This window comes from Paracoccus versutus (genome assembly GCF_000763885.1).
In the GTDB taxonomy this organism is placed as follows: Bacteria; Pseudomonadota; Alphaproteobacteria; order Rhodobacterales; family Rhodobacteraceae; genus Paracoccus; species Paracoccus versutus.
The window spans coordinates 192,409-212,954 of sequence record NZ_JRKO01000001.1; the positions used below are offsets into that span (position 1 = coordinate 192,409).

Annotated in this window: 28 protein-coding genes and 1 pseudogene; 20 read left to right on the top strand and 9 right to left on the bottom strand. The window is 67.3% G+C overall.

Going from position 1 to position 20,546, the window contains the following annotated elements:
• The first annotated feature begins 244 nt into the window (after positions 1-244).
• The 7 genes from IT40_RS00915 (at position 245) to IT40_RS00945 (ending at position 4,885) form a co-directional block, all read left to right on the top strand.
• The gene (locus IT40_RS00915; RefSeq protein ID WP_036749256.1) at positions 245-922 is read left to right on the top strand and encodes a DNA methyltransferase; all 678 of its coding nucleotides are present in this window, start codon (positions 245-247) and stop codon (positions 920-922) included.
• Positions 923-999: 77 nt separating this feature from the next.
• Positions 1,000-1,290, top strand: coding sequence for a hypothetical protein (locus IT40_RS00920; RefSeq protein WP_036749258.1), 291 nt, complete (start codon positions 1,000-1,002; stop codon positions 1,288-1,290).
• Between the two features lie 339 nt (positions 1,291-1,629).
• A complete protein-coding gene (locus IT40_RS00925) occupies positions 1,630-2,373 on the top strand; it encodes a sulfite exporter TauE/SafE family protein (RefSeq protein ID WP_036749357.1) in 744 nt (247 codons plus the stop codon).
• 781 nt (positions 2,374-3,154) lie between these two features.
• On the top strand, positions 3,155-3,565 hold the full coding sequence (locus IT40_RS00930) for a single-stranded DNA-binding protein (RefSeq protein WP_036749260.1): 411 nt from the start codon (positions 3,155-3,157) through the stop codon (positions 3,563-3,565).
• Between the two features lie 553 nt (positions 3,566-4,118).
• Positions 4,119-4,361 (top strand): hypothetical protein, encoded by a 243-nt coding sequence (locus tag IT40_RS00935; RefSeq protein WP_052095663.1) that lies wholly within the window; start codon positions 4,119-4,121, stop codon positions 4,359-4,361.
• A 16-nt stretch (positions 4,362-4,377) separates the two neighbouring features.
• The gene (locus IT40_RS00940) at positions 4,378-4,587 is read left to right on the top strand and encodes a hypothetical protein (RefSeq protein WP_036749262.1); all 210 of its coding nucleotides are present in this window, start codon (positions 4,378-4,380) and stop codon (positions 4,585-4,587) included.
• 97 nt (positions 4,588-4,684) lie between these two features.
• Positions 4,685-4,885 carry a hypothetical protein gene (locus tag IT40_RS00945; RefSeq protein WP_036749263.1) on the top strand — a complete coding sequence of 67 codons (201 nt, stop codon included), beginning with the start codon at positions 4,685-4,687 and terminating at the stop codon, positions 4,883-4,885.
• Between the two features lie 20 nt (positions 4,886-4,905).
• On the opposite strand, the gene IT40_RS27210 is transcribed toward IT40_RS00945, so the two are convergent.
• The 4 genes from IT40_RS27210 to IT40_RS00960 all read right to left on the bottom strand — a co-directional run bounded on the left by IT40_RS27210 (position 4,906) and on the right by IT40_RS00960 (position 6,527).
• Positions 4,906-5,433 carry a DUF2285 domain-containing protein gene (locus IT40_RS27210; protein WP_418025520.1) on the bottom strand — a complete coding sequence of 176 codons (528 nt, stop codon included), beginning with the start codon at positions 5,431-5,433 and terminating at the stop codon, positions 4,906-4,908.
• On the bottom strand, positions 5,342-5,731 hold the full coding sequence (locus tag IT40_RS29855) for a transcriptional regulator domain-containing protein (protein ID WP_341860328.1): 390 nt from the start codon (positions 5,729-5,731) through the stop codon (positions 5,342-5,344). Before IT40_RS29855 ends, IT40_RS27210 begins: the two co-directional genes overlap by 92 nt.
• 131 nt (positions 5,732-5,862) lie before the next feature.
• Positions 5,863-6,126 carry a DNA -binding domain-containing protein gene (locus IT40_RS00955; protein WP_036749266.1) on the bottom strand — a complete coding sequence of 88 codons (264 nt, stop codon included), beginning with the start codon at positions 6,124-6,126 and terminating at the stop codon, positions 5,863-5,865.
• Between the two features lie 185 nt (positions 6,127-6,311).
• On the bottom strand, positions 6,312-6,527 hold the full coding sequence (locus tag IT40_RS00960; protein WP_036749366.1) for a helix-turn-helix domain-containing protein: 216 nt from the start codon (positions 6,525-6,527) through the stop codon (positions 6,312-6,314).
• 211 nt (positions 6,528-6,738) lie between these two features.
• Here IT40_RS00960 and IT40_RS00965 point away from each other — a divergent pair, with 211 nt between their 5' ends.
• The 13 genes from IT40_RS00965 (at position 6,739) to IT40_RS01030 (ending at position 17,809) form a co-directional block, all read left to right on the top strand.
• The gene (locus IT40_RS00965; protein WP_036749269.1) at positions 6,739-7,008 is read left to right on the top strand and encodes a helix-turn-helix transcriptional regulator; all 270 of its coding nucleotides are present in this window, start codon (positions 6,739-6,741) and stop codon (positions 7,006-7,008) included.
• 8 nt (positions 7,009-7,016) lie between these two features.
• A complete protein-coding gene (locus tag IT40_RS00970) occupies positions 7,017-7,874 on the top strand; it encodes a replication initiator protein A (RefSeq protein ID WP_036749272.1) in 858 nt (285 codons plus the stop codon).
• Between the two features lie 255 nt (positions 7,875-8,129).
• Positions 8,130-8,630 (top strand): DUF2840 domain-containing protein, encoded by a 501-nt coding sequence (locus IT40_RS00975; RefSeq protein ID WP_036749275.1) that lies wholly within the window; start codon positions 8,130-8,132, stop codon positions 8,628-8,630.
• Positions 8,627-10,024: a DNA cytosine methyltransferase gene (locus tag IT40_RS27220; protein ID WP_084196767.1), complete on the top strand. Its 1,398-nt coding sequence runs from the start codon at positions 8,627-8,629 to the stop codon at positions 10,022-10,024. Before IT40_RS00975 ends, IT40_RS27220 begins: the two co-directional genes overlap by 4 nt.
• Positions 10,021-10,617: a S26 family signal peptidase gene (locus tag IT40_RS00990; RefSeq protein ID WP_036714521.1), complete on the top strand. Its 597-nt coding sequence runs from the start codon at positions 10,021-10,023 to the stop codon at positions 10,615-10,617. Before IT40_RS27220 ends, IT40_RS00990 begins: the two co-directional genes overlap by 4 nt.
• A gap of 1 nt (position 10,618) precedes the next feature.
• Positions 10,619-10,954 (top strand): DUF736 domain-containing protein, encoded by a 336-nt coding sequence (locus IT40_RS00995; protein ID WP_028714427.1) that lies wholly within the window; start codon positions 10,619-10,621, stop codon positions 10,952-10,954.
• 3 nt (positions 10,955-10,957) lie between these two features.
• Positions 10,958-11,776: a lytic transglycosylase domain-containing protein gene (locus tag IT40_RS01000; RefSeq protein WP_036749283.1), complete on the top strand. Its 819-nt coding sequence runs from the start codon at positions 10,958-10,960 to the stop codon at positions 11,774-11,776.
• A gap of 49 nt (positions 11,777-11,825) precedes the next feature.
• On the top strand, positions 11,826-12,407 hold the full coding sequence (locus IT40_RS01005) for a hypothetical protein (RefSeq protein ID WP_036749285.1): 582 nt from the start codon (positions 11,826-11,828) through the stop codon (positions 12,405-12,407).
• A 241-nt stretch (positions 12,408-12,648) separates the two neighbouring features.
• The gene (locus tag IT40_RS01010) at positions 12,649-14,388 is read left to right on the top strand and encodes a relaxase/mobilization nuclease domain-containing protein (protein WP_036749288.1); all 1,740 of its coding nucleotides are present in this window, start codon (positions 12,649-12,651) and stop codon (positions 14,386-14,388) included.
• 107 nt (positions 14,389-14,495) lie between these two features.
• Positions 14,496-14,747 (top strand): type II toxin-antitoxin system Phd/YefM family antitoxin, encoded by a 252-nt coding sequence (locus IT40_RS01015; protein WP_036749290.1) that lies wholly within the window; start codon positions 14,496-14,498, stop codon positions 14,745-14,747.
• Positions 14,748-14,750: 3 nt separating this feature from the next.
• The gene (locus IT40_RS01020; protein ID WP_036749292.1) at positions 14,751-15,185 is read left to right on the top strand and encodes a PIN domain-containing protein; all 435 of its coding nucleotides are present in this window, start codon (positions 14,751-14,753) and stop codon (positions 15,183-15,185) included.
• A gap of 176 nt (positions 15,186-15,361) precedes the next feature.
• Positions 15,362-17,386, top strand: a complete 2,025-nt coding sequence (locus IT40_RS01025) for a conjugal transfer protein TraG (protein ID WP_036749295.1) — start codon at positions 15,362-15,364, stop codon at positions 17,384-17,386.
• 3 nt (positions 17,387-17,389) lie between these two features.
• Complete coding sequence (locus tag IT40_RS01030; RefSeq protein WP_036749298.1) at positions 17,390-17,809, top strand: ribbon-helix-helix protein, CopG family; 420 nt, start codon at positions 17,390-17,392, stop codon at positions 17,807-17,809.
• 40 nt (positions 17,810-17,849) lie between these two features.
• Here IT40_RS01030 and IT40_RS01035 read toward each other — a convergent pair whose 3' ends face one another.
• The 5 genes and pseudogenes from IT40_RS01035 to IT40_RS01055 all read right to left on the bottom strand — a co-directional run.
• Positions 17,850-18,158: a type II toxin-antitoxin system RelE/ParE family toxin gene (locus IT40_RS01035; protein WP_036749301.1), complete on the bottom strand. Its 309-nt coding sequence runs from the start codon at positions 18,156-18,158 to the stop codon at positions 17,850-17,852.
• Positions 18,155-18,424, bottom strand: a complete 270-nt coding sequence (locus IT40_RS01040) for a CopG family ribbon-helix-helix protein (RefSeq protein WP_036749304.1) — start codon at positions 18,422-18,424, stop codon at positions 18,155-18,157. The genes IT40_RS01035 and IT40_RS01040 overlap by 4 nt, the downstream gene beginning before the upstream one ends.
• 187 nt (positions 18,425-18,611) lie before the next feature.
• A complete protein-coding gene (locus tag IT40_RS01045) occupies positions 18,612-18,863 on the bottom strand; it encodes a DUF2274 domain-containing protein (RefSeq protein ID WP_036749307.1) in 252 nt (83 codons plus the stop codon).
• Positions 18,864-18,867: 4 nt separating this feature from the next.
• Entirely contained in the window at positions 18,868-20,043 is a 1,176-nt protein-coding gene (locus IT40_RS01050) for a TraB/TrbI/VirB10 family type IV secretion system protein (protein ID WP_036749310.1), read from the bottom strand.
• A pseudogene (locus IT40_RS01055) lies at positions 20,040-20,546 on the bottom strand (TrbG/VirB9 family P-type conjugative transfer protein); the annotation flags it as partial. The gene IT40_RS01050 and the pseudogene IT40_RS01055, both read right to left, overlap by 4 nt.

A 20,546-nucleotide genomic window follows, 5' to 3' on the forward strand; every position in this document is an offset into this window, starting at 1 on the left:
AAGGGCAAGCGCCGCCCGGGGGGGCGTCGTCGGGGCGCAGGGCCGTGTCCTCGCCTGCGGCTGCGGTCCGCCCCACCCCTGCGCCCCGACCCATGACCGCCAGCCATGCGGCCGCGGGTCGGGCTGCGCCCTCTCCGCTCTGCCTCCGGGGAAACATGCGTTTCCCGAAGTCAGACCGGTGAGGCGCGGCCCATCGGCGGATCAGGGCAAGGGCCCTCCGCCTCGAACCCGAAAGGACAGAGATATGACCGGCAAGACCAGCACCCCCCGCAACCTCGTCATCAATGCCGATTGCGTCGCGGCGATGCAGGCTTTCGACACCGGCTCGGTGGACTTCATCCTGACCGATCCGCCCTATGTCACGCGCTTCCGCGACCGGCAGGGCCGCACCGTCGCCAACGACGACAACGCCCGCTGGCTGCGGCCGGCCTTCGCCCAGATGCACCGGGTTTTGAAGGAGGGCGGTTTCTGCGTCAGCTTCTACGGCTGGAACAAGGTGGATCTGTTCGTGGAGGCCTGGAAGGCGGCGGGCTTCCGCATCGTCGGGCATCTGGTGTTCCGCAAGCGTTACGCCTCCTCGGCGCGGTTCCTGCGCTACGAGCACGAACAGGCTTATCTGCTGGCCAAGGGCGATCCCGCATTGCCTGCCCATCCGGTGCCCGATGTGCTGGATTTTCCCTATACCGGCAACAAGCTGCATCCGACGCAGAAGCCGGTGGCGGCGCTGCGCAGGCTGATCGGGGCGTTCACCCAGCCGGGCGATCTGGTGCTGGACCCGTTCAGCGGCAGCGGCTCCACGCTGGCGGCGGCGCATCTGCTGGGCCGCGACTGGATCGGGATCGAGTTGGACGTGACGCATTACCGGACCGCCGGCAAGCGGATGGCGGCCTTGCAAGAGCGGGACCGGAAGGCGGTCGCATAGGCCAGCCCCCCAATCCAAGGGCGCCCGTCATCGGGGCGGGCGCCATACCCCCACAGCTTCAAGGAAAGGATTTCGACATGCGCTGGATCGTCACGAAGGACCATCACGGCGGTTGCATCGGACTGGGCGAGGACGCCGACGGCGTTCCCGCACGCGGCACCCCCGAAGATGGCGACGCCCTGCCGGTAGAGTTCCGGCTTTATACCGCGCACGGCAAGCTGCTGTTCGAGGGCCGATGCGGCGACATCGCGGCCGACTGGTGGCACGGCATGGAGCCGCTGCTTTACGCCTGGGCCACGTTCCGCTGCCGCCGGTTGACCTGGCGCCCAGCCGGGACGGATGAATCTTGGCGCCCGCTGCGCCCGTAGGCTAGACGCCGGCCCAAAGCATCACGGCCGCCGATCCGATGGACCGGCGGCCGTCGCGCGTGCGATCCCAGCCGCACGTCCCGGAAAAATCGCGCTCGCCGGGCATGGCCCGGCTCGCAAGACAAGGCGAAGATATCGGCAGACGCGCCAATGGCTGATGCGAACGGCGCGAATGGCGCGGCGTGATCCGGACGGGGGGAGACCACCCATATCGGAGCCCGGCCGGATCACGCCGGAGGCGGGCAAAGGCAGAACGGCGTTCAAACTCCGCCAGCTGTCCTTGGTTATGGCGCATTGGCGGGGCATAAGCTGGGCCTCAAACAGTTGGGGACCGGCATATTGAATATCGACACGGGTCCGCTTGCGGCTCCCTTCCTCGTCATCGCTCTGATCTATGCGGCGGTCGGTCAGGCCGGGGCATCGGGTTACATTGCCGTAATGGGTCTGGCAGGTTTTGCGCCCCTTGCCATGAAGACGACGGCGTTATCGCTGAATCTGATGGTTGCGGCCATCGGCACAGTTCTGTTCCTGAAGGCCGGGCGTCTTTCGTGGCGGAATGTCTGGCCTTTCGCCATTCTCGGCTTTCCCTCCTCGATGCTTGGCGGAGCGGTCCAGTTGCCGGAAAGCGTCTATTTCCCGGTCGTCGGGATCGTGTTGATCCTTTCCGCGCTTCAGATGATGCGCACGGCGTTTCACGGCAGGCCGTCGGCCTCCGGAACCGTAGTCACACCACCCTTCGGCGCGGCTTTGGCGACCGGGGCCGTCATCGGCTTCGTGTCCGGGACGACCGGAACGGGTGGCGGTGTGTTCCTGGCCCCGATCATCCTCAGCATGAACTGGGGCACGGCCCGGCAGACGGCCGCCACCACGGCGGTCTATAACCTGATGAACTCGGCTGCGGCGCTGGTCGGGGCCTATGCGGCATGGAATCATATCCCGGCCGCCCTGCCGATCTGGCTTGCCGCCGTTGCCATCGGTGGTTCGGTCGGCGCCTGGATCGGCAGCCGTTACCTGTCCGACCGCTGGCTGCGCGGAATCCTTGCGTTCCTGCTGCTGGTTTCAGGTATCAAGCTCATCTGGTAGCGGCCAATCCTTCCGCGTGACTGCCAGGTCGCCCGCCGCAGGCATGACATTCGTACCCTAGTCGGACGTGCCGTCCCGTGGAAACCCGGGCTGGAGCCTTTGCGCCTCAAACCACCCGTGCAAATGGGAATATCATCGCCAACAAATCGGCCATCGTCTTGGTCTTCCTCGATCTGCGGCCTCCAGACTACGGAAATCCTTCATCGCCGCCGACCGTGCAGCCATAACGGTCCTTGCCTTCTGCATCCTGCCATTCCGTGCTGTGAATGCCCGCCGCGATGCGACCAGCTTTCTGTCCGCACCGCAATATTGCCGGACGATCCAACCTAGGGCCGATGAAACGGCGGCCATGCCATACCGCGCCCCCGACCCGACAGCTCGATCCTTCCCGCCCCGAACGTCCCGGCCTTCCGGCGACAGACGCAAGGGCGACCAGCAAGGCGAAGCGAAGCGGCACCGCCACAGGTGGCGCGGAATCCGGGGGCCATGCGGACAGGACGGCACCGGCGAGAACGCCGCCGTTCTGCGATATGTCCCCGTCATGCCCCCGGACGAACCAATCCCTCCGCCTGTCCGATCCCCTAACTCCGTGCGGTTTTCACCAACAACCCCCAAGGCTCCGGACCGTGTTGCCGCGCGGGGCGCGGCTGCCCGCCCCACTCCGAAGCCTTGCGGGCAGGCTGCCGCCCGAAGGGGGCGTCAGTTGCAGGTGCCTCCCGACGGATTTGGCCGGGTCTCGTCGGAGGGAATGGTCCCTCCGGGGAAGCAACGGAGACCTACAATGCAGAACATCGTCATCCTCGCCGGCACCATCCGCCAGGCCCCCGAAACCCGCACCACCCGCACCGGCACCGACGTCACCCGCTTCAAGCTGGTCACCTCGCGCCCGCGCTATTCGGAAGGCCGGGTCGTCCGGGACGAAAAGGGCTATCGGGTCGAGGACGCGGAATGGCACCGCATCGTCGCCTTCAACGGCCTGGGCCGGACCATCCAGCAATATTGCGAGACCGGCACGAAGGTGCTGGTGCGCGGCCGTATCCACTACACGAAATGGCAGGATGCGGACGGCAACGACCGCTACGGCTGCGAGATCGTCGCCGAGACGGTGGATTTCCTGAGCCGGGCGCCGCAGACCGAGACCGACGAAGAGGACGAGGGCCGGTTCATCGACGAAGACGACATTCCCTCCTGAGCGGGAGGCCCGAGGCCCGGCGGTTTCAGCCGCCGGGTTTTTCCATGCTCGCAACGGATCGCCCCGAGGCCGCGCCGGCAAGAGAAGGCTTCCCGGCCGGATCGACCGGCCGGAAAGCCTCCGGCGGGCCCGCTTCCGTCCCACGGCCACGGTTCACGTCCTTTTTCCGCGAAGAAGAAACAGGGGCTTGAGAAAGAAGGCTGGGGAACAGGCAGCGTCACGGCGCCACCGTTGGGCTCTGCGTGACCGTCGGCGCGTGGGCGGGAAGGGCGCATTTCGCTTCGGAGCAGAAGGGAAAACCGGAGTTCGCTGGTGAAAGGCGCGGTCATCCGTGGCCGTTTCGGCGGCTGCGGAAAAGAGCGGAAACCCCGCTAACAGGCTGAAAATAATGGATAAAACGCCGCAGCCGACTTGCGCCAGAGCCTTGTTTTTGTTAGACTATTCTTGAGGTGCCAAGGTGGTCGCCACCCGCCGGCGCCATGCTCCCCGCAACGCGGGGTCGGAGTGGTGGAAGGGGTCGGATGGATCGGCCCCGGAAGCCGGAGAGACGCCGATGCATACCGCGACATTCGAGATCAACATCCCCAGCAACCCGCTGGCCCGCCGCATCAACCTCGAGGACATCGAGATGGGCATGGATGCCGATGCCGGGGTCAAGGCCCGCGCCAGCCGCGACAGCATGATCCTGACGATCGTTGTCCACGCTACCGATGCCCCCGACGCCGCCAACTGGCTTCAGAAGGCCGGCCTGATCTCACCAGCGCCAGCGGAAGCGCCGGGAACCGCCCGCGCATAAGCCGAGGAGAACCGCCATGACCACCGCCAAGGTCATCATCCCTTTCGCCGCCGCCCGCGCCGCCGCAACGAAGGCGGGCTGGCCAGCCGATGCGTGCTCGACCGCATGGCTGGAAAGCAGGATCGACGCAGTTTTTTCGCGCAAAAGGAACGGCGATATCACGGTCGAGGTCGAGATCGAGCACCTGCCAACCATGGCCCAGCTGGTCCACGATGTCATCGCCTGACCACCACCAGCGCCAGCAGCCGCGCTTCGCCATCGCGGGGCTTGCGGCAGCGGGGGTGGCTCAACGGCTCAGCCCAACTCCAGAGCAGAGGACACCCATGACCTGCGAAACCGAAACCACCGCGCTCGCGGCGAAGATCCACGCCGAATGCGAATTCGGCTTCGACCGCAACGACATCCACGAAGCCCTCGAACTGCTCGGCCAGATGGTCGAATACGGCGCCACCACCCCGGCGGAGATCGAGGCGTTCCTCCGCCAGCGCCGGGAGCGATACGAGGCCGACCTCGCCAGCAGCTGATGTCGCCAGCGAAGGTCGGTTCAGCGCCGCTGGCGCTGGCCGCCCCGCAACAAGGTCAGGTATTCGCCGCCGACCAGGGCCCGCGCCTCGGCGAGGATACGGGCAAGCTGCCGGCGCTCGGAGGCAGATTTCCATTCCGCGGCGCTGAGTCCGCTGAAATCCGTCTGGAACAGGACGCCGGCGATGTCGCGGCGCGAGGCGCCGGATTCGGCCCCGTCCCAGGCACGCAACATCAGGGTGGCGCGGTGCCGTTCGGATGCCGAAAGCGATTGCAGGGAAGGGATCGGACGAACCGACCTACCGGTCAGCAGGCGATGAAACCGCCGGATGCTGTTCAGCCGGACCATCAGATCCTCGTCCAGCGGCACCAGGATCGCCAGCCTGATCCGGGCCGCGCCTTGCGGAAACCACAGCCGGTGATCGCCCTGCACATCGGGGATGATTCCGTGCAGCCCGTCACGGGCGTGCAACACCGGTGCCAACGGCAGGTCGGCCGGCCCAAGCAGCGCTGGCCGGTCGTAACCTTCGGGTGCCGCGGTAAGGATCAGGGCGGCGGGAAACGCATCGGGCCGCCAGAGGGGCCGGGCCTCCGATACCGGAAGGGCCGGATCGACCGGGAAACATCAGCCCCCAGCGGCGGGCCATCCGGGCAATCTCCTCTTTTGTGCTGTCCCCAACGGGCACGCCGCGCCCGATATGCTTGCGGATCCTGGAATACTCGGCACGATAGCGGCGGTTGCGGCGCAGGAACTGGAAGGTCATCCGGGCACGGTCGAGCGTCCGGAACCGGTCGTCATAGCCCGGTGATCTCCAATCGGTGGAAGACGGCATGGCTCTGCTCCCCATCGGAATGAAAGGCGGGTTGGAAGCCGGGAGTATGCGGACAACCGGCGATTGCGCGAAGATCGCGCCGGGGAATACGAAGCAGGCCGCAACCGGCCTAAAAGCGCAGACAAATGATGGCGCGGCTCCCCTCGCTAGCGCATGCGCGGTTTCAGGATCTGGCGGTAGCCCGCCTCGGTCATCCAGCGCGCCCGGGCCAGATGGCTGTCATGGATGCGCTTCGCCCGGTCGGGATCGGCGGCGACGTCGAGGCCGAAGACGATCCGGGCCACCTCGCGCCAGTCGGCCCCTTCCTCCTCTGCGTCAAGAAGCCGCAGATAGGTGGTCAGATGGGCCTCGTCGTAGCCGGTCAGCCGCTCGGACTGCGGCGGGGTGTCCTCGAAGGCGTCGGCGGCCATGAAGTTCTCCTGTATCCGACCTGCGTCCAGAATGAAGAACGCGGCAATCCCTTTCTAGGGGAACGATCCGTGCCGCGTATCGGGATTTTTCGAATACGCACATTCCGGAACGGGCAGGAGGCCGGTTCGACCATCGGCGCAAACCCGCGAATCCTTGGGAAAACGGGCGAACAGCTGCCGAAAGCTCAGGTCCTGTCGCGGCGCAGCAGCTCCACCGGGTCGACCTCCAGCACCGCGGCGAGCTTTTCCAGCATGTCGACGGTCGCCGCGTTCTCCTCGCGCTCCAGCATGCCGACATAGTTCCGGTTGATGTCCGCACGGTCGGCCAGCTCCTCCTGCGACAGGGATTTCTCCTGTCTCAGCCGGCGCAGATTCCTCGCAACTCGCTCCCGCAGTCTCATGCGGGAGGAGTCGCCGGGCACCACACACGGCGCCACCCAGTATAATGGGGATTCGTAAGCCGGCCAAGCTTTTCGTCGACCGGGTTCCGACCCTTGGCGAAGGGGGTGACAAAATTCGGCTCGTCATTCTGTCACTCCGGCCTGGTGCTGCTTTTGCGCCACCGTCGTCGCAATCCCGCCTCTCCGGCGGGTCCTGCGATGGAGTCCGACGATGCAGAACGAACCCGATCCCACCTGGCCGCGCTTCGTGCGCACCGAGGAAGCCGCCCGGCTTCTGGACCTTTCGCCCCGCACGCTGGAAAAGCACCGCTGCGGCGGCACCGGTCCGGTCTACCGCAAGCTCGGCGGCAGGGTCGTCTACACCATCGCCGACCTGCGGGCCTGGATCGAAGGCGCCGCGCGCCAGTCCACCTCGGAAATGGCGAAGATCGCCCGCAAGCCCGACCGACCGCTGACCGAAGCGAGGAGGGCGGGGCGGTGAGTTCTCCCATGTCCGCGCGCCGCATCTGCGAGGGCCGGCAGATGGAACTGTTCCGGCCGGTCGCCGGCGACATCGCCGCGCGGGATGCGCGCGACCTGATGTCCTGGCCGTTCTTCTCGCTGGCCAAGTCCCGCCGCGTGGTGCCGATCGATTTCCGCATGGGCTCGGTGTCGATCCGCGTCGAGGCGACGCCGGAGCATGGCATGGCGACGATCTGGGATGCCGACATCCTGATCTGGGCCGCCAGCCAGATCGTCGAGGCCCGCGACAACGGGTTGCGCACCTCGCGGCTGATGGCCGCGACCCCCTACGAGATCCTCACCTTCATCCGGCGCGACGATTCCGCCCGCAGCTATCTGCGGCTGAAGGCGGCGCTCGACCGGCTGCAGTCGACGACGGTCGCCACCTCGATCCGTCAGCCGACGGAACGGCGGCGGCACCGCTTTTCCTGGATCAACGAATGGAAGGAACTGCTCGACGAGCGGCGCCGGCCGCTCGGGATCGAACTGATCCTGCCCGACTGGTTCTATGCCGGGGTGATGGACGATGCGCTGGTCCTGACCATCGACCGGGCCTATTTCGACCTGAAGGGCGGGCTGGAGCGCTGGCTCTACCGGCTGGTGCGCCGCCACGGCGGCCGGCAGCCCGGAGGCTGGAGTTTCGACCTTCGGCATCTGCACCTGAAATCCGGCAGCCTCTCGCCTTTCAAGCGCTTCGCCTTCGAGATCCGGGCCATCGTCCAAAGACAGCCGCTGCCCGGTTATCGCCTGTCTCTCGGTATCGGTTCCGACGGGCTGCCGCGGCTGTGTTTCCAACCCGCCCCCGCCAATCCCTTCGCCGCCGCGCCTCGCGCTGCGCGTCGGTGAACGGTCAACCTGTGAACAAGCTGTGGACAGAGCCGTGCTATCAGGAACCATCCGACCCGTGCTATCCGGAACTCGACACCCGTGCTATCGGGAACCGAGGTGCCCTGTAAACAACTGGAGCCAAAGCAGGAATCCGGCCCCTCCTAACTTACCTAACTTAAGGATTCCTAACCTTGTAGGCGCGCGCCGGTCTGTGAACAGGGCCGTTTTGTCCCTTGAATCGGAGACTGACCGCGCGAAGAACGGGGGTGACGAATGAGTGTTCGTCACCCTGAATCATCGAAACCTGATCCTGCTCCGATCACCTTGGTCGACATGATCTGGCAGGAGAAGCGGGTCGAGCACTGGCTGCGCTTCGGACGCTTCTGCCACGAACACCGGCTCGACCGTCAGCGCCGGACCGTCGGCTTTGCGCCCGGCAGCGTCTTCGCCGTCGTGCGCTGGGCGGGCAACGAATACGGCACCGTGGTCTCCCGTCTCGACATCCTGCGCGCCGTCGGGGCTGGCGAGCCGTTCCAGACGCTGCCCTTCGTCAAGCCGGGGGCGGAGATCCTGCTGCGCGTCAGCGGCTGGCCGAAGGTCGAGCGGGTGCTGCAGGCGGTGGATGCCGTCGAGGCGCTGGACATCGACGCTCACGCGGTCTCGCCGGAGCATTGGCGCCATGTCCACAACCGCCTCACGGCGGGCGAGCCGTTCCGAACCTACACCAGGGCCCAGCACGCCGCCTGGCTGAAGCGCCGGAGGGTCGGGGCATGACCATGCCGCGGGCGTCCCTTCCCCTGCCGCTGCGTGCGCTCGATCTCTTCAGCGGCGCCGCGGGCGGCTGGTCGCTCGGCCTGCATCGGGCGGGCTTCGTCACCCTCGCCGCCTGTGAGATCGTGGAATGGCGCCGCATCCTCTATTCGGAGAATTTTCCGCATGTCAGACTCTACGCCGATGTCCGCGACCTCACGGCAGCTCGACTTGTTTCCGACCTCGGATGCCTGCCCGAGATCGTCGTCGGATCGCCGCCCTGCCAGGATATCTCCAGCGCCAACACGAAGGGCAAGGGCATCGAGGGCGAACGGTCCGGTCTCTACCTCGAGGCCGTCCGCCTGGTCGGAGAATGCCGGCCTCGCTGGTTCGCTTTTGAGAACAGCCCTGTGCTCCGAACTCGCGGCGCCGACCGGCTGCTCGACGAGTTGGAAGCGCTCGGCTACGCCTGCTGGCCATGCGTGGTGGGTGCTGCGGATATCGGCGCCAACCATGTCCGCAAGCGGTCCTGGCTCATCGGCTGCGACCCCGAACAGCTTGCCCACGCCCGTGTCGCAATCCCGGCAGGGCGGGATGCGGATGGAGGGCGGATCGGGGGCGCGCCGGGCGATGAAAGACTCGGATCTCTCCGACCTGTTCCGCAATCGCCCCTTGCCGACGCCGATGGCCTCGGATGGGATGAAGGACGGCGCGGGTGGCGGTGCGGGATCGACCTGGCCGCTGCGGATGATCCTCGCCACGCCGCGGAAGACCGATGCGGATCGCGGCGGCCGGGGCGATCTTCTCAACCAGCTTCAGGGCCACGCCAGCCGCCATGCGGGTGTGACCGCGAGCAATCCGAAAGCACAGGAAACCCTGCCGACGCCGACGAAGCGCGACAGCCGCATGGACCATTGGAGCCCGGCCTACGACCGCCGCAAATCGCCGACCATGGACGCGGTGATGGACGGCGCGATGACGGACCAGGCACCGGACAAATGGGCCGGGGCGCGAGCTTTGGCGGCGATGCTCAGGAGCCATGGCCTGACTGGAACGGCCGCATTGCCCATCACCTATGGGTGGATGATGGGATTTCCGCCTGGCTGGCTCGCACGCGCCTTGCGCTCGGCGGTCGCAAAGGGACATCTGCGGCCAGCCTGATCGTCGAGGCCTTCGGCGACGCGGTGGTGCCGCAGACCCCCGAGGCCATCGGCCGCGCCATCCTGTGCAGCGAGATCGCGCTGAACGCGGTCCTCGGCGGCGCATCGGCGGGAGATGCGAGTGCCGGCGATGATGTGTCCGCAGGCCCGAGGGCAGGTGATGATGCTGCCGGCAGGTATGCTGCCGATCAGGCGGACGGTGCTGCCGCCGACGACGCACCCACCGACGATCCTGCGGATTGCGAAGGCGCGTCATGATCCGCAAAACCCGCGCAACCTATCTCGCCGCAACCGGCCTCGCCGTGCTGGTCATCGGCATCTCCGTCACCGAGATCCCGCCCCGATTGATCTGGAACGCGTCCGCCAGCATCCCCATCGGGCTCTATCGTCTTGAGCCCCCGACCAGCCTCGCCCTCGGCGATCTGGTCGCGGTTACGCCGCCCGAACCGCTGGCGCAGTTCATCACCGCCCGCGGCTATATCGCCTCCGGCGTGCCGCTGCTGAAGCGCGTCGCCGCGCTTTCCGGCACACGGGTCTGCCGCATCGGCACGACGATCACCGTCGACGGCCAGGTCCTCGGCCAAGCACGCGATCGCGACCTCCTCGGCCGGTCGCTGCCGGTCTGGCAGGGCTGCCGGCTGCTTGCCGGGGGCGAGGTCTTTCTCATGAACCGGGAGGCCGAGGACAGTCTCGACGGCCGCTATTTCAGCCCGCTCCCGGTCACCAGCATCACCGCCCGCATTGTCCCGCTCTGGACCGATGCGGCGGGCGACGGCCGCTTCCGCCGGCCCGCAACTGGGGCGGAAACGGCCCCTGATCCCACCATTCACCACCAAGCCACGGAGAGATAACATGCCACAGATCGGTGAATTCACCCGCACGCAAGCCGGCTACGAAGGCCGCATCCGCACCGTCACGCTCGACCTCGCACTGGTCTTCGTGCCGACGCACAATGCCGATGTCGAGAACGCCCCGGATTACCGGATCCATCTCGACGGCGAGGACGGCCCGGAGATCGGCGCCGGCTGGACCCATAGCGGCGAGAAGGCCGGAACCTACATCTCGGTCGCAATCGACGATCCCGCCCTCATGCAGCCGATCCGCGCCCGGCTGTTCCAGTCCGACGAGCAGGGCCGGACCTGGGGCCTGCACTGGTCGCGCCCCAGAAAGCGTGACGAGCGGGACTGAGCCATGCCGGTTTTCTGCCATCCATTTACCGACGGGCGGGCTTGCACCGCCCGCGGCATCGCCGTCCTTCTTCTTTCCGGCCTGGTCTTTGCCGCCGCTCCAGTTGCCGGCCCGCTGGCGCAGACCGTGCAGCCGCTCGCGCAACAGACCCACGATCCCTTCGCGTCCCACGTCGTGGAAGCCTCGCTGCGCTTCGGCATTCCGGCGCACTGGATCCGCGCCGTGCGGCATGTCGAAAGCCGCGGCAATCCGCAGGCCGTCTCGCCGAAAGGTGCCATCGGGCTGATGCAGATCATGCCGGAGACATGGGCGGCGCTACGCGCCAAACATGGTCTCGGCAACGATCCGTTCGAGCCGCGCGACAACATTTTTGCCGGCGCCGCCTATCTGCGCGAGATGCACGACCGCTACGGCAATGTCGCCGGCATGCTGGCGGCCTACAATGCCGGGCCGGGCCGTTACGACGAACACCTGGTCTCAGGCCGGACCCTGCCGGCCGAGACCCGCGCCTATGTCGCCGCGCTGGCGCCGCTGCTCGGCGGCGAGCCGCTGCCCGGCACCGGTTTCGCCGCCGCGCCGCCAACCGACTGGCGCGAGGCCCCGCTCTTCGCCGGCAGCATGATCGACGGCCCGGATGCGGAACGACCCCAGCCCGGCGGTCTGTTCGTGTGGCGGTCCGATGCAGAACCACCACAGTCCGATGGCGCATTGGCTGCCGATCCGGAACCGCTGGCTGAACCGTCAGACACCGCACCAGACGCCCTCGCGCCGCAGCCCGACGGTCCGTTCATTCGTCAATCCGACGCGAGGTCAACGCAATGAAAAATCATTCCAAACGACACTGCGCGTTCACAACTGGGAGTCCGCGCCCATGAAGATCGCCTATGCAGACCCACCTTATATCGGCTGCGCGCATCTCTACCGCGGCTGCCCCGATTACGCCGGCGAGGTCGATCATGCGGTGCTAATCGAACGGCTGGAACGCGACTACGACGGCTGGATCCTGCACGCTGCCGCGACGCCGCGCTCCTTCGCCGTGCTCGCCCCGCTGGTCGAACCGACGGGCGCGCGCTGGATGGCCTGGGTGAAGGGTTTCGCCGCCTTCAAGCGCAACGTGCCGGTCGCCTGGGCCTGGGAGCCGGTGATCGTCAAACCCGCCCGCAAGCCCGTGGTCAGCAAGCGCCTGGTGCTGCGCGACTGGGTGCAGGAAAGCATCACCCTGCGCCGCGGATTGACCGGCGCCAAGCCGGAAGCCGTCTGTCACTGGTGCTTCGAGATGGTCGCCGCGCGGCCCGAGGACACGCTCGACGACCTGTTTCCCGGCACCGGCGCCGTCACCGCGGCATGGCACTCATGGCAGCGGAAGTTCACCCTGCCGAACGATCCGCTGCCCGATTTTCCTCAGCCCGACAGCGCCCGCCGGGGGCGGTCCCGCCCGGGAGGTCCGTCATGAGCCATCACGCATCAGGGCGCGTTCTGTCGTGTTCCATCGCAGAAAAGGGCGACGCGGCCCGTTGGGCCGCGTCGCTTTTAGGACGGCAAGATAAAAGCCCGCGAGGTGCGGGCTGGGCGGTTGGGGGTGTTTGCCGGGGTTTCGAGGCATTTGCGCACATCGCGGCACCAAACCGCGCCTCGCTGCCTCGAAGATTATGCAGGGTTTTGAACGAATCCCGCACCTCGCAGGAGATCGACCCATGAGTAACGAGGACGATTTCCGCATTCGTCCGGGGCGGATCCGCTCCAGCCGCAGCCAGCGTGCCCGGCCTTTCGTGGCCCAGGCGCTGGCCGCCGCCCAGAAGGCCGGCGGGCGCGTCTCGCGCAGCGGCAGGATCGTGTCGCCGGGCACCTCGCGCTTCGGCCGGGGCCGCAGCGCCGCCGTCCAGGCCAACCGGCTGATCACCCGCCGCGCCCGGCTCTGCACCGTCAAGGTTCGGGTGGTGCGCAGAACCGCGCAGGCCGCCGCGCTGCCCCGGCATCTGGGCTATCTCGGCCGCGACGGCGTCACCCGCGGCGGGGAGAAGGCCCGCATGTTCGATCCGCACAGCGACGATGCCGACGTCAAGGACTTCGCCGGGCGCAGCGCGGACGACCGCCATCATTTCCGCTTCATCGTCTCGCCCGAGGATGCCGCCGACATGGCGGACCTGAAGCGGTTCACCCGGGAGTTGATGGCCCAGGCGGAAAAGGATCTCGGCACGGAACTGGACTGGATCGCCGTCGATCACTGGAACACCGACAATCCCCATGTCCATGTCATCCTGCGGGGGCGGGCCGATGACGGCAGGGACCTGGTCATCTCCCGCGACTATATCAGGGAAGGACTGCGCGACCGGGCGCAGGACCTGATCACCCGAGAACTGGGGCCGCGCCATGACCACGAGATCCGCCGCAGCCTGATGCGGCAGGTCGAGGCGGAGCGCTGGACCGCGCTCGACCGCCAGCTGGTCCGCGACGCCGGCAAGTCCGGCATCATCGACATGGCGCCGGGCATCGACGGCCCGCGCGACGACTACCTGCCGCAGAAGGTCGGGCGGCTGCGGCATCTGGAACGCCTCGGCCTGGCCGATCAGGTCGGGCAGGCGCAATGGGTGATCCGACCCGAGGCCGAGACCGTGCTGCGCGACCTCGGCGAGCGCGGCGACATCGTCAAGCGCATGCACCGGGCGCTGTCGGGGCAGGGGATTGATCGCGGCGTCTCGGACTATGTCTTCGCCAGCAAGAAGGCCGACGGCCCGATCCTCGGCCGGCTGGTGGAACGCGGCCATGACGACGAGCTGAAGGGCACGGCCTATGCGGTGATCGACGGCGTCGATGGCCGCACCCATCACATCCGGCTGCCGAGTTTCGACGCCGCCGGCGACAGCGCGCCCGGCTCCATCGTCGAGCTGCGCCGATACGAGGATGCGCGCGGCGAGCGCCGCACCGCCCTGGCCGTCCGCTCGGATGTGGATATCCGGGCGCAGGTCACCGCCGGCGGCGCCACCTGGCTCGACCGCCAGGCCGTGGCCCGCGATCCCGCGGCATTGTCGGAGGCCGGCTTCGGGATCGAGGTGCGCCGGGCGATGAAGCGGCGCGCGGAACACCTGATCGAGGAGGGTCTGGCCGAGCGGCAGGGCGGCCGTGTCGTCTTCGCGCGCCGGTTGCTCGACCGGTTGCGCGAGCGCGAGATCGGTGACGTGGCAGAGAGGCTCTCCCACGAGACCGGCCTGCCGTTCGACCGGACCGTCAATGGCGAGAATGTCGCCGGCACCTATCGCCGCCGCTTTGTCCTTTCCTCCGGCCGCTTCGCCATGATCGACGACGGGCTGGGCTTCAAGCTGGTGCCCTGGACGCCCTCGCTCGAACGGCATCTCGGCCAGCATGTCTCCGGCGTCGCGCGCGGCGATGGCGGCGTGGACTGGAGCTTCGGCCGCAAGCGTGGGCTGGGGTTGTGAGATCGCTGGGAAACTGCCTTTCAAGGCATGGGACTGCGACTACGCTCACCTAGACGGCCTATGCGGCAATCCTATATGACTACAGATAGTCATCGCGAGGATTGGCCATGAAGGAACTTCAGTTACGGGATGCGAAGGCGACGCTCTCCGCCGTGGTCGATCAAGCCGTGGCCGGCGAGCCGACGGTGATCACCCGGCACGGCCGCAAGGAGGCGGTGCTGCTCTCCTTCGAGGAATGGCAGCGCATCTCCCGGGTGCCGGATTTCGCCGATCTGCTGCTCGCCTTCCCCGGCGAGCCCGAGGACATCCCCGAACGCGCCCGCAAGCCTGCGCGGGCGCTGCGGGATACGGACCTCTGACCCTTGTACCTGCTCGACACCAACATTCTCTCGGCCTCCGCGCCGACGCGGCGCGACGCCGGTGCCGAGGCTCTCGCCGCCTGGATGCGCGCCCATAGCGACCGACTCTATCTCTCGACCATCACCATCGCCGAGATCGAGGCCGGCATCGCCCGCGCGGTCAGGATCGGGGCCAGCGCCAAGGCCCCGGCGCTGCGCCGATGGCTTGCCGCCGTCGAGCATTTCCATGGCAGCCGGATCCTATCCTTCGGTATCGAGGAGGCTCGCCACGCCGGCACGATCCTCGACCGGGCGCGCGCCCATGATCCCGGCTTCGAGGACATCGCCATCGCCGCGACGGCGGCCGCGCATGGCCTGACCGTGCTCACCGCCAACGAGCGGCATTTCGCGCCGCTGGGGGTGCCCTATGTCAACCCGATGAAGGAACTGCCCGGATAGCAGTAAGGACAGCGTTGGGAAGGCAAAACCAGCGCTGGCGATCAGTGGCTGCATCCTGCAAGTATTTTTACGCTGCCCTGCGCCAGCTTGCGACCAGCCCAAGCATAGCAGTTGCATCCTGCGATAGGTGGGTTTTCCTCATTGCATCGGATACCTGCAGGGAGGCTGGAACCACCTTGTCCGGCACGAAGATCCTCTGGGGCCAGATCAGCGTGGTCTTCCTGATCGTGCTGATTTTCGTCTGGTCCGGCACGCAATGGACGGCTTGGCGGCTCGGCTTCCAGCCGCAACTGGGCCCGGCCTGGTTCGATCTCTGGGGCATTCCCGTCTATTACCCGCCCGCCCTGTTCTGGTGGTGGTATTTCTACGACGCCTATGCCCCGCGCATCTTCATGGAGGGCGGCATCATCGCCGCCTCGGGCGGGTTTCTGGCCATCGGCATCGCCATCCTGATGTCGGTCTGGCGTGCCCGCGAGGCCGAGGACGTCGAGACCTACGGCTCGGCGCGATGGGCAGGGCGGGCCGAGATCGAGCGGGCCGGGCTGCTCGGCCCCGACGGCGTGGTGCTGGGCCGATACCAACAGGACTACCTGCGCCATGACGGACCGGAGCATGTGCTCTGCTTCGCCCCGACCCGATCCGGCAAGGGGGTCGGGCTGGTGGTGCCGACGCTGCTGACCTGGCCCGGCTCGGCCATCGTCCACGACATCAAGGGCGAGAACTGGCAGCTGACCGCCGGGTTCAGGGCGCGGCATGGCCGGGTGCTGCTGTTCGACCCTACCAATGCGGCCTCGGCTGCCTACAACCCGCTGCTGGAAGTGCGTTGCGGCGAATGGGAGGTGCGCGACGTCCAGAACATCGCCGACATCCTCGTTGATCCCGAGGGCTCGCTGGAAAAGCGCAACCACTGGGAAAAGACCAGCCATGCCCTGCTGGTCGGCGTCATCCTGCATGTACTCTATGCAGAGCAGGACAAGACCCTCGCCCGTGTCGCGGCCTTCCTCTCTGATCCGCGCCGTTCGATCGAGGCGACGCTGGCGGCGATGATGAAGACCCCGCATCTGGGCGAGGCAGGCCCGCATCCGGTGATCGCCAGTGCCGCGCGGGAACTGCTGAACAAATCGGAGAACGAGCGCTCAGGCGTGTTGTCGACGGCGATGTCGTTTCTCGGCCTCTACCGCGATCCTGTCGTCGCCCAGGTGACCTCGCGCTGCGACTGGCGCATCGCCGATCTCATTGCTGGCGAGAGACCCTCGACGCTCTATCTGGTGGTGCCGCCCTCGGACATCTCGCGCACCAAGCCGCTGATCCGGCTGGTGCTGAACCAGATCGGCCGCAGGCTGACCGAGGATCTGCATGCGAAGGACCGCAGGCATCGGGTGCTGATGCTGCTCGACGAATTCCCGGCCCTCGGTCGGCTGGACTTCTTCGAGAGCGCCCTGGCCTTCATGGCAGGCTACGGCATCAAGTCCTTCCTGATCGCGCAGTCGCTGAACCAGATCGAGAAAGTCTATGGCCCGAACAATTCGATCCTCGACAATTGCCATGTCCGGGTCAGCTTCGCCACCAATGACGAGAGGACCGCCAAGCGGGTCTCCGATGCGCTCGGTACCGCCACCGAGATGAAGGCGATGAAGAACTATGCCGGGCACAGGCTGGCGCCCTGGCTGGGCCATATCATGGTCTCGCGCTCGGAAACCGCCCGGCCGCTGCTCACCCCCGGCGAGGTGATGCAGCTGCCCCCCGAAGACGAGATCGTCATGGTCGCCGGGACCCCGCCGATCCGGGCACGGAAAGCGCGCTACTATGTCGATCCGCGGTTCCGCGAGCGGGTGCTGCCGCCGCCGGATCCGCGCGAGGTCGCTCCATCACCACGGACTGACGATTGGTCGGCGTTGAAGCCGCCGAAGCTGGATGGTGAGGGGCAGGGGGCTGATGTCTGTGCAGGGTCACATGCCGGCGCTGCACAGGCCGGTGCGAAATCGTCCGCGGATTCGGACGATGCCGGATTGCGCCGCGAGCCGGGGTTGGAACCCTATCAGGACATCGCCCCGGAACCGGTTGCGCCTCCCCAGAACGAATTCGATCCGGACTTCGATGCCTCGGAGCGGCAGGCGGTCCGCAACCGGGGGTTGGTGCGCGACATGCGCCAGGTCGCGCGCCAGATCTCCATGGACCAGAACGATGGAATGGAGCTTTGAGCCATGCCGGAACATGCCGACAAGAAGAAGCGCCTCTCGGTCTATCTCGACCCCGACCTGATGCTGCTGCTGGCCGATTATGCCGACCGGCGCGGGAGATCCCGTTCGCTCGTCGCGGAGGCCGCCATCGCCTCCTTCCTCACGCCCGATGCCGACGAGCGGCAGGAGGCGGCGATGACTCGCCGGCTCGATCGCATCGACCGCAGCATTCAGCGACTGGAACGCGATATCGGCATCGGCAACGAGGCCTTCGCGATCTTCATGCGCTCCTGGCTGACCGCAACCCCGCCGTTGCCCGAGGCGGCGCAGGCCGCCGCACAGGCGCAGGGCGGCCAGCGTTACGACCGCTTCCTCGAAGCCCTCGGCCGGCGTCTCGCCGGCGGCCCGAAGCTGCGCCAGGAGGTGCCGGAAGAGCGAGAGTAGGCAAGGCATGCCGGCGCACCCACCTCTCTTGTGTTCCAGATCAGTGCGGCCGGTCCTCATCGGCCCAGTCCCGCGACGTATGGATGACGCGCAGGATGACGACGCTTTCCCGTCCGGCAACTGGTCGCAACTCGTAGGCGATGATATAGGGCAGGCGGCTGACGGATTTCTCGTAGCTGCCTGTGACCCGGCCGGGGCGCCCGGTTGCCATGTCTCCGAGGGCTGCGCCGGTGTCCCGGAGCCGATCCGCAACCCGCCTTGCGGCGGCCGGGTTGTCCTGCGCGATGAAGGCGATCTGCTCCTTGATGTCGTCCAGGGCCGCGCGGGCCCAGGTCACCGGCCGCTTCACGCGTTTCCTGCGCGCTTCGCTTCCGCCGCGTCGATCACGGCATGGATCTCAGCCATGGCCTCGTCATGCGGCACGACGCGGCCGGCTTCCGCATCGGCCATGCCGCGCCGGATGCCGTCGATGATTTCCAGCTCGCGCTCGACATAGGCGGAAACGGCCTCGGCCGCGAGGAACGACTTGCTGCGCCGGGTTTCTCCGGCGATCCGCTCCAGCTTCCGCTTGGTCTCGGGGGAAACCCGAATCGTCATGGTGGTGCTTGCCGTCATAGTGAAAGCCCTGTGTTATGCTGTGCACAAGATAGCACGACCGGGTCGGCCATGCCACAGTTCAGAGGCAAAGCACGAAGGCGTTATACGTCAGAAGGATGTGGTTGCCGCCGGCTTTCTTCCGCGAACTCCTGTACGGGCGAGCCTAGAAGAAACGTGGTGCAACAATGCGCAAAGGGTGGCATGTTCAGCCGTTTGCCTGCCGTTGAGCACCGACACTCCGTTTCGCCTTCGCGAACCCGCGATCCGAGGCGAGAAACCGCTCCAGCATCGGTACGACGAGCTTCTGCGGCGGGACCGCGGCACCCGGCCCGCCCGTGCCGCTACGGCCCAGAAGCTCGCCGTAAAGGGTCAAATCCCTGTGCAGGCTCGCCGGCAATTCGATGGATAGCTTCACCGGCCTATCGTCCGCGATCGGTCCCAGCTTCAGCTTCGCCATGGTGTCATCCTCCTCCGTTCCCGAAGACCAAATCTCGCGAGACCACAATCCTGACCGGGAAACCCGGCCGGATGGTCAGGGTCGGCGCGACCTGCAACTGGCGCTGGACGATCTGCTGGCCGGCTTGGTCGACGGTGTCCTGGGCCCCGTCGCGGATGGCGCGGATCAGCCGGTCCTCCTCGTCGCCGGCGGCGAGTTCCGTGCCGACGGCCAGCAGCGTCGAGAGCCCGGCGGCCTTCATCAGATCCCACCAGTGATAGTCAACGCCGTCCTCGAGACCGGCGTAACCGGACGCATCCGCGCCGGGCAGGCGCTCCAGCACCAGCGAGCGACCATCGGGAAAGATCAGCCGGTTCCACACCAGCACCACGCGCCGCTGGCCGAAGGCGACGCCGTCGTCGTATTCGCCGATGATGCGGGTGCCCTGCGGGATCAGCAGGATCGAACCGGTCGGGCTGTCGTAGACGGGCTGCGTTACCTGGGCCACGATCTGGCCCGGCAGATCGGAGCGGATGCCGGTGATCAGCGCTGCCGGGATCACCGAGCCGGCCTGCAGGATGTAGGGCGAGGCCGGTGGCGTGACGCGATCCGGGGCAACGGTGATGCGATCGGCGGCGCCGCCCAGGAACGCCGAGTGCCGGTCCTGCGCGCCTGCAGCCTCGGACTGTCCCATGGCACCGAGTCCGCCCGCGGCCTGCCCGGTACTTCCTGCGCCCAAGTCCGACGACCTGCTTGCAGGTCGTGGTCCGCCTTGAAAGAACACGCCGCTGAGCCGCGCGGCCTCTTCTTCCGCCAGCCGCTGCTGCTCCGCCGCATCCATGGCGGGCGCGGCCTCAATCGGGCCGGCGATATCCGGCGCAGGCACCGGCTCGCCGCGATTGCGGGCATTGAGGATCGGCTTGCCGAGATCGCCGGGCAACGCCGGACCGAGGGCGGGGCCGGTATAGTCGCGCGGCAGTTCGGCCAGCCCGTCGGCGGTGGCGCGGTTCTCGGTGGAAAACAGCTCCTCACCGCCGGTTTGCGCCACGTCCTTGCCCTGCAAGGCGTAGATCAGCGCCGCACCGATGCCGAGCGCGGCGAACCCGGCCAGGCCGGCCAGCACCTTGCGTGACAGCCGGGTGACGCGGGGCGGCTCGGCGCGCAGGCGCATCGGCGCGGCGGCGGTTTCCGGGTCGCTCATGACGGCACTCTTCCCTGCTCCGGCTGCAGCCGATGGATCCGCACCACCTGCTGGCGCTTGCCAGAGCCGAGGCGCAGTTCGGCGACGCCGAAGAGCCGGTCGACGATCAGGACATTGCCGTGGACGCGGCTGTTGACGATCTCCTGCTCGCCTTCCGGGCCGATGACGAAGAGCGGCGGCATCTCGCCCTGGGCGATGCCGGGCGGAAAGACCACATGGACCCGGCGGCCGTCGTCGAAGACGGAAACCGGCCGCCAGGGCGGGCTCGTGCCCTCGACCTGCAATCCGTAGCGATGGTTGCGCGCGGCGGCGGCGGGGATCACCGGTGCGGCGGGGAACACCCCCCGCCGCGTGGGCGGGGGAGACGAAGGTTCCGGGTAAAGCCATGACACCGCCGGCCACCAGGTTTCCCCGCCGGCGCGCAGTTCCAGCAACTAACCGCGCCGGGCGGGGGGGATGACCAAATTGGGGGTGATGTCGGGAGGGGTGGGCTTGACCAGCAA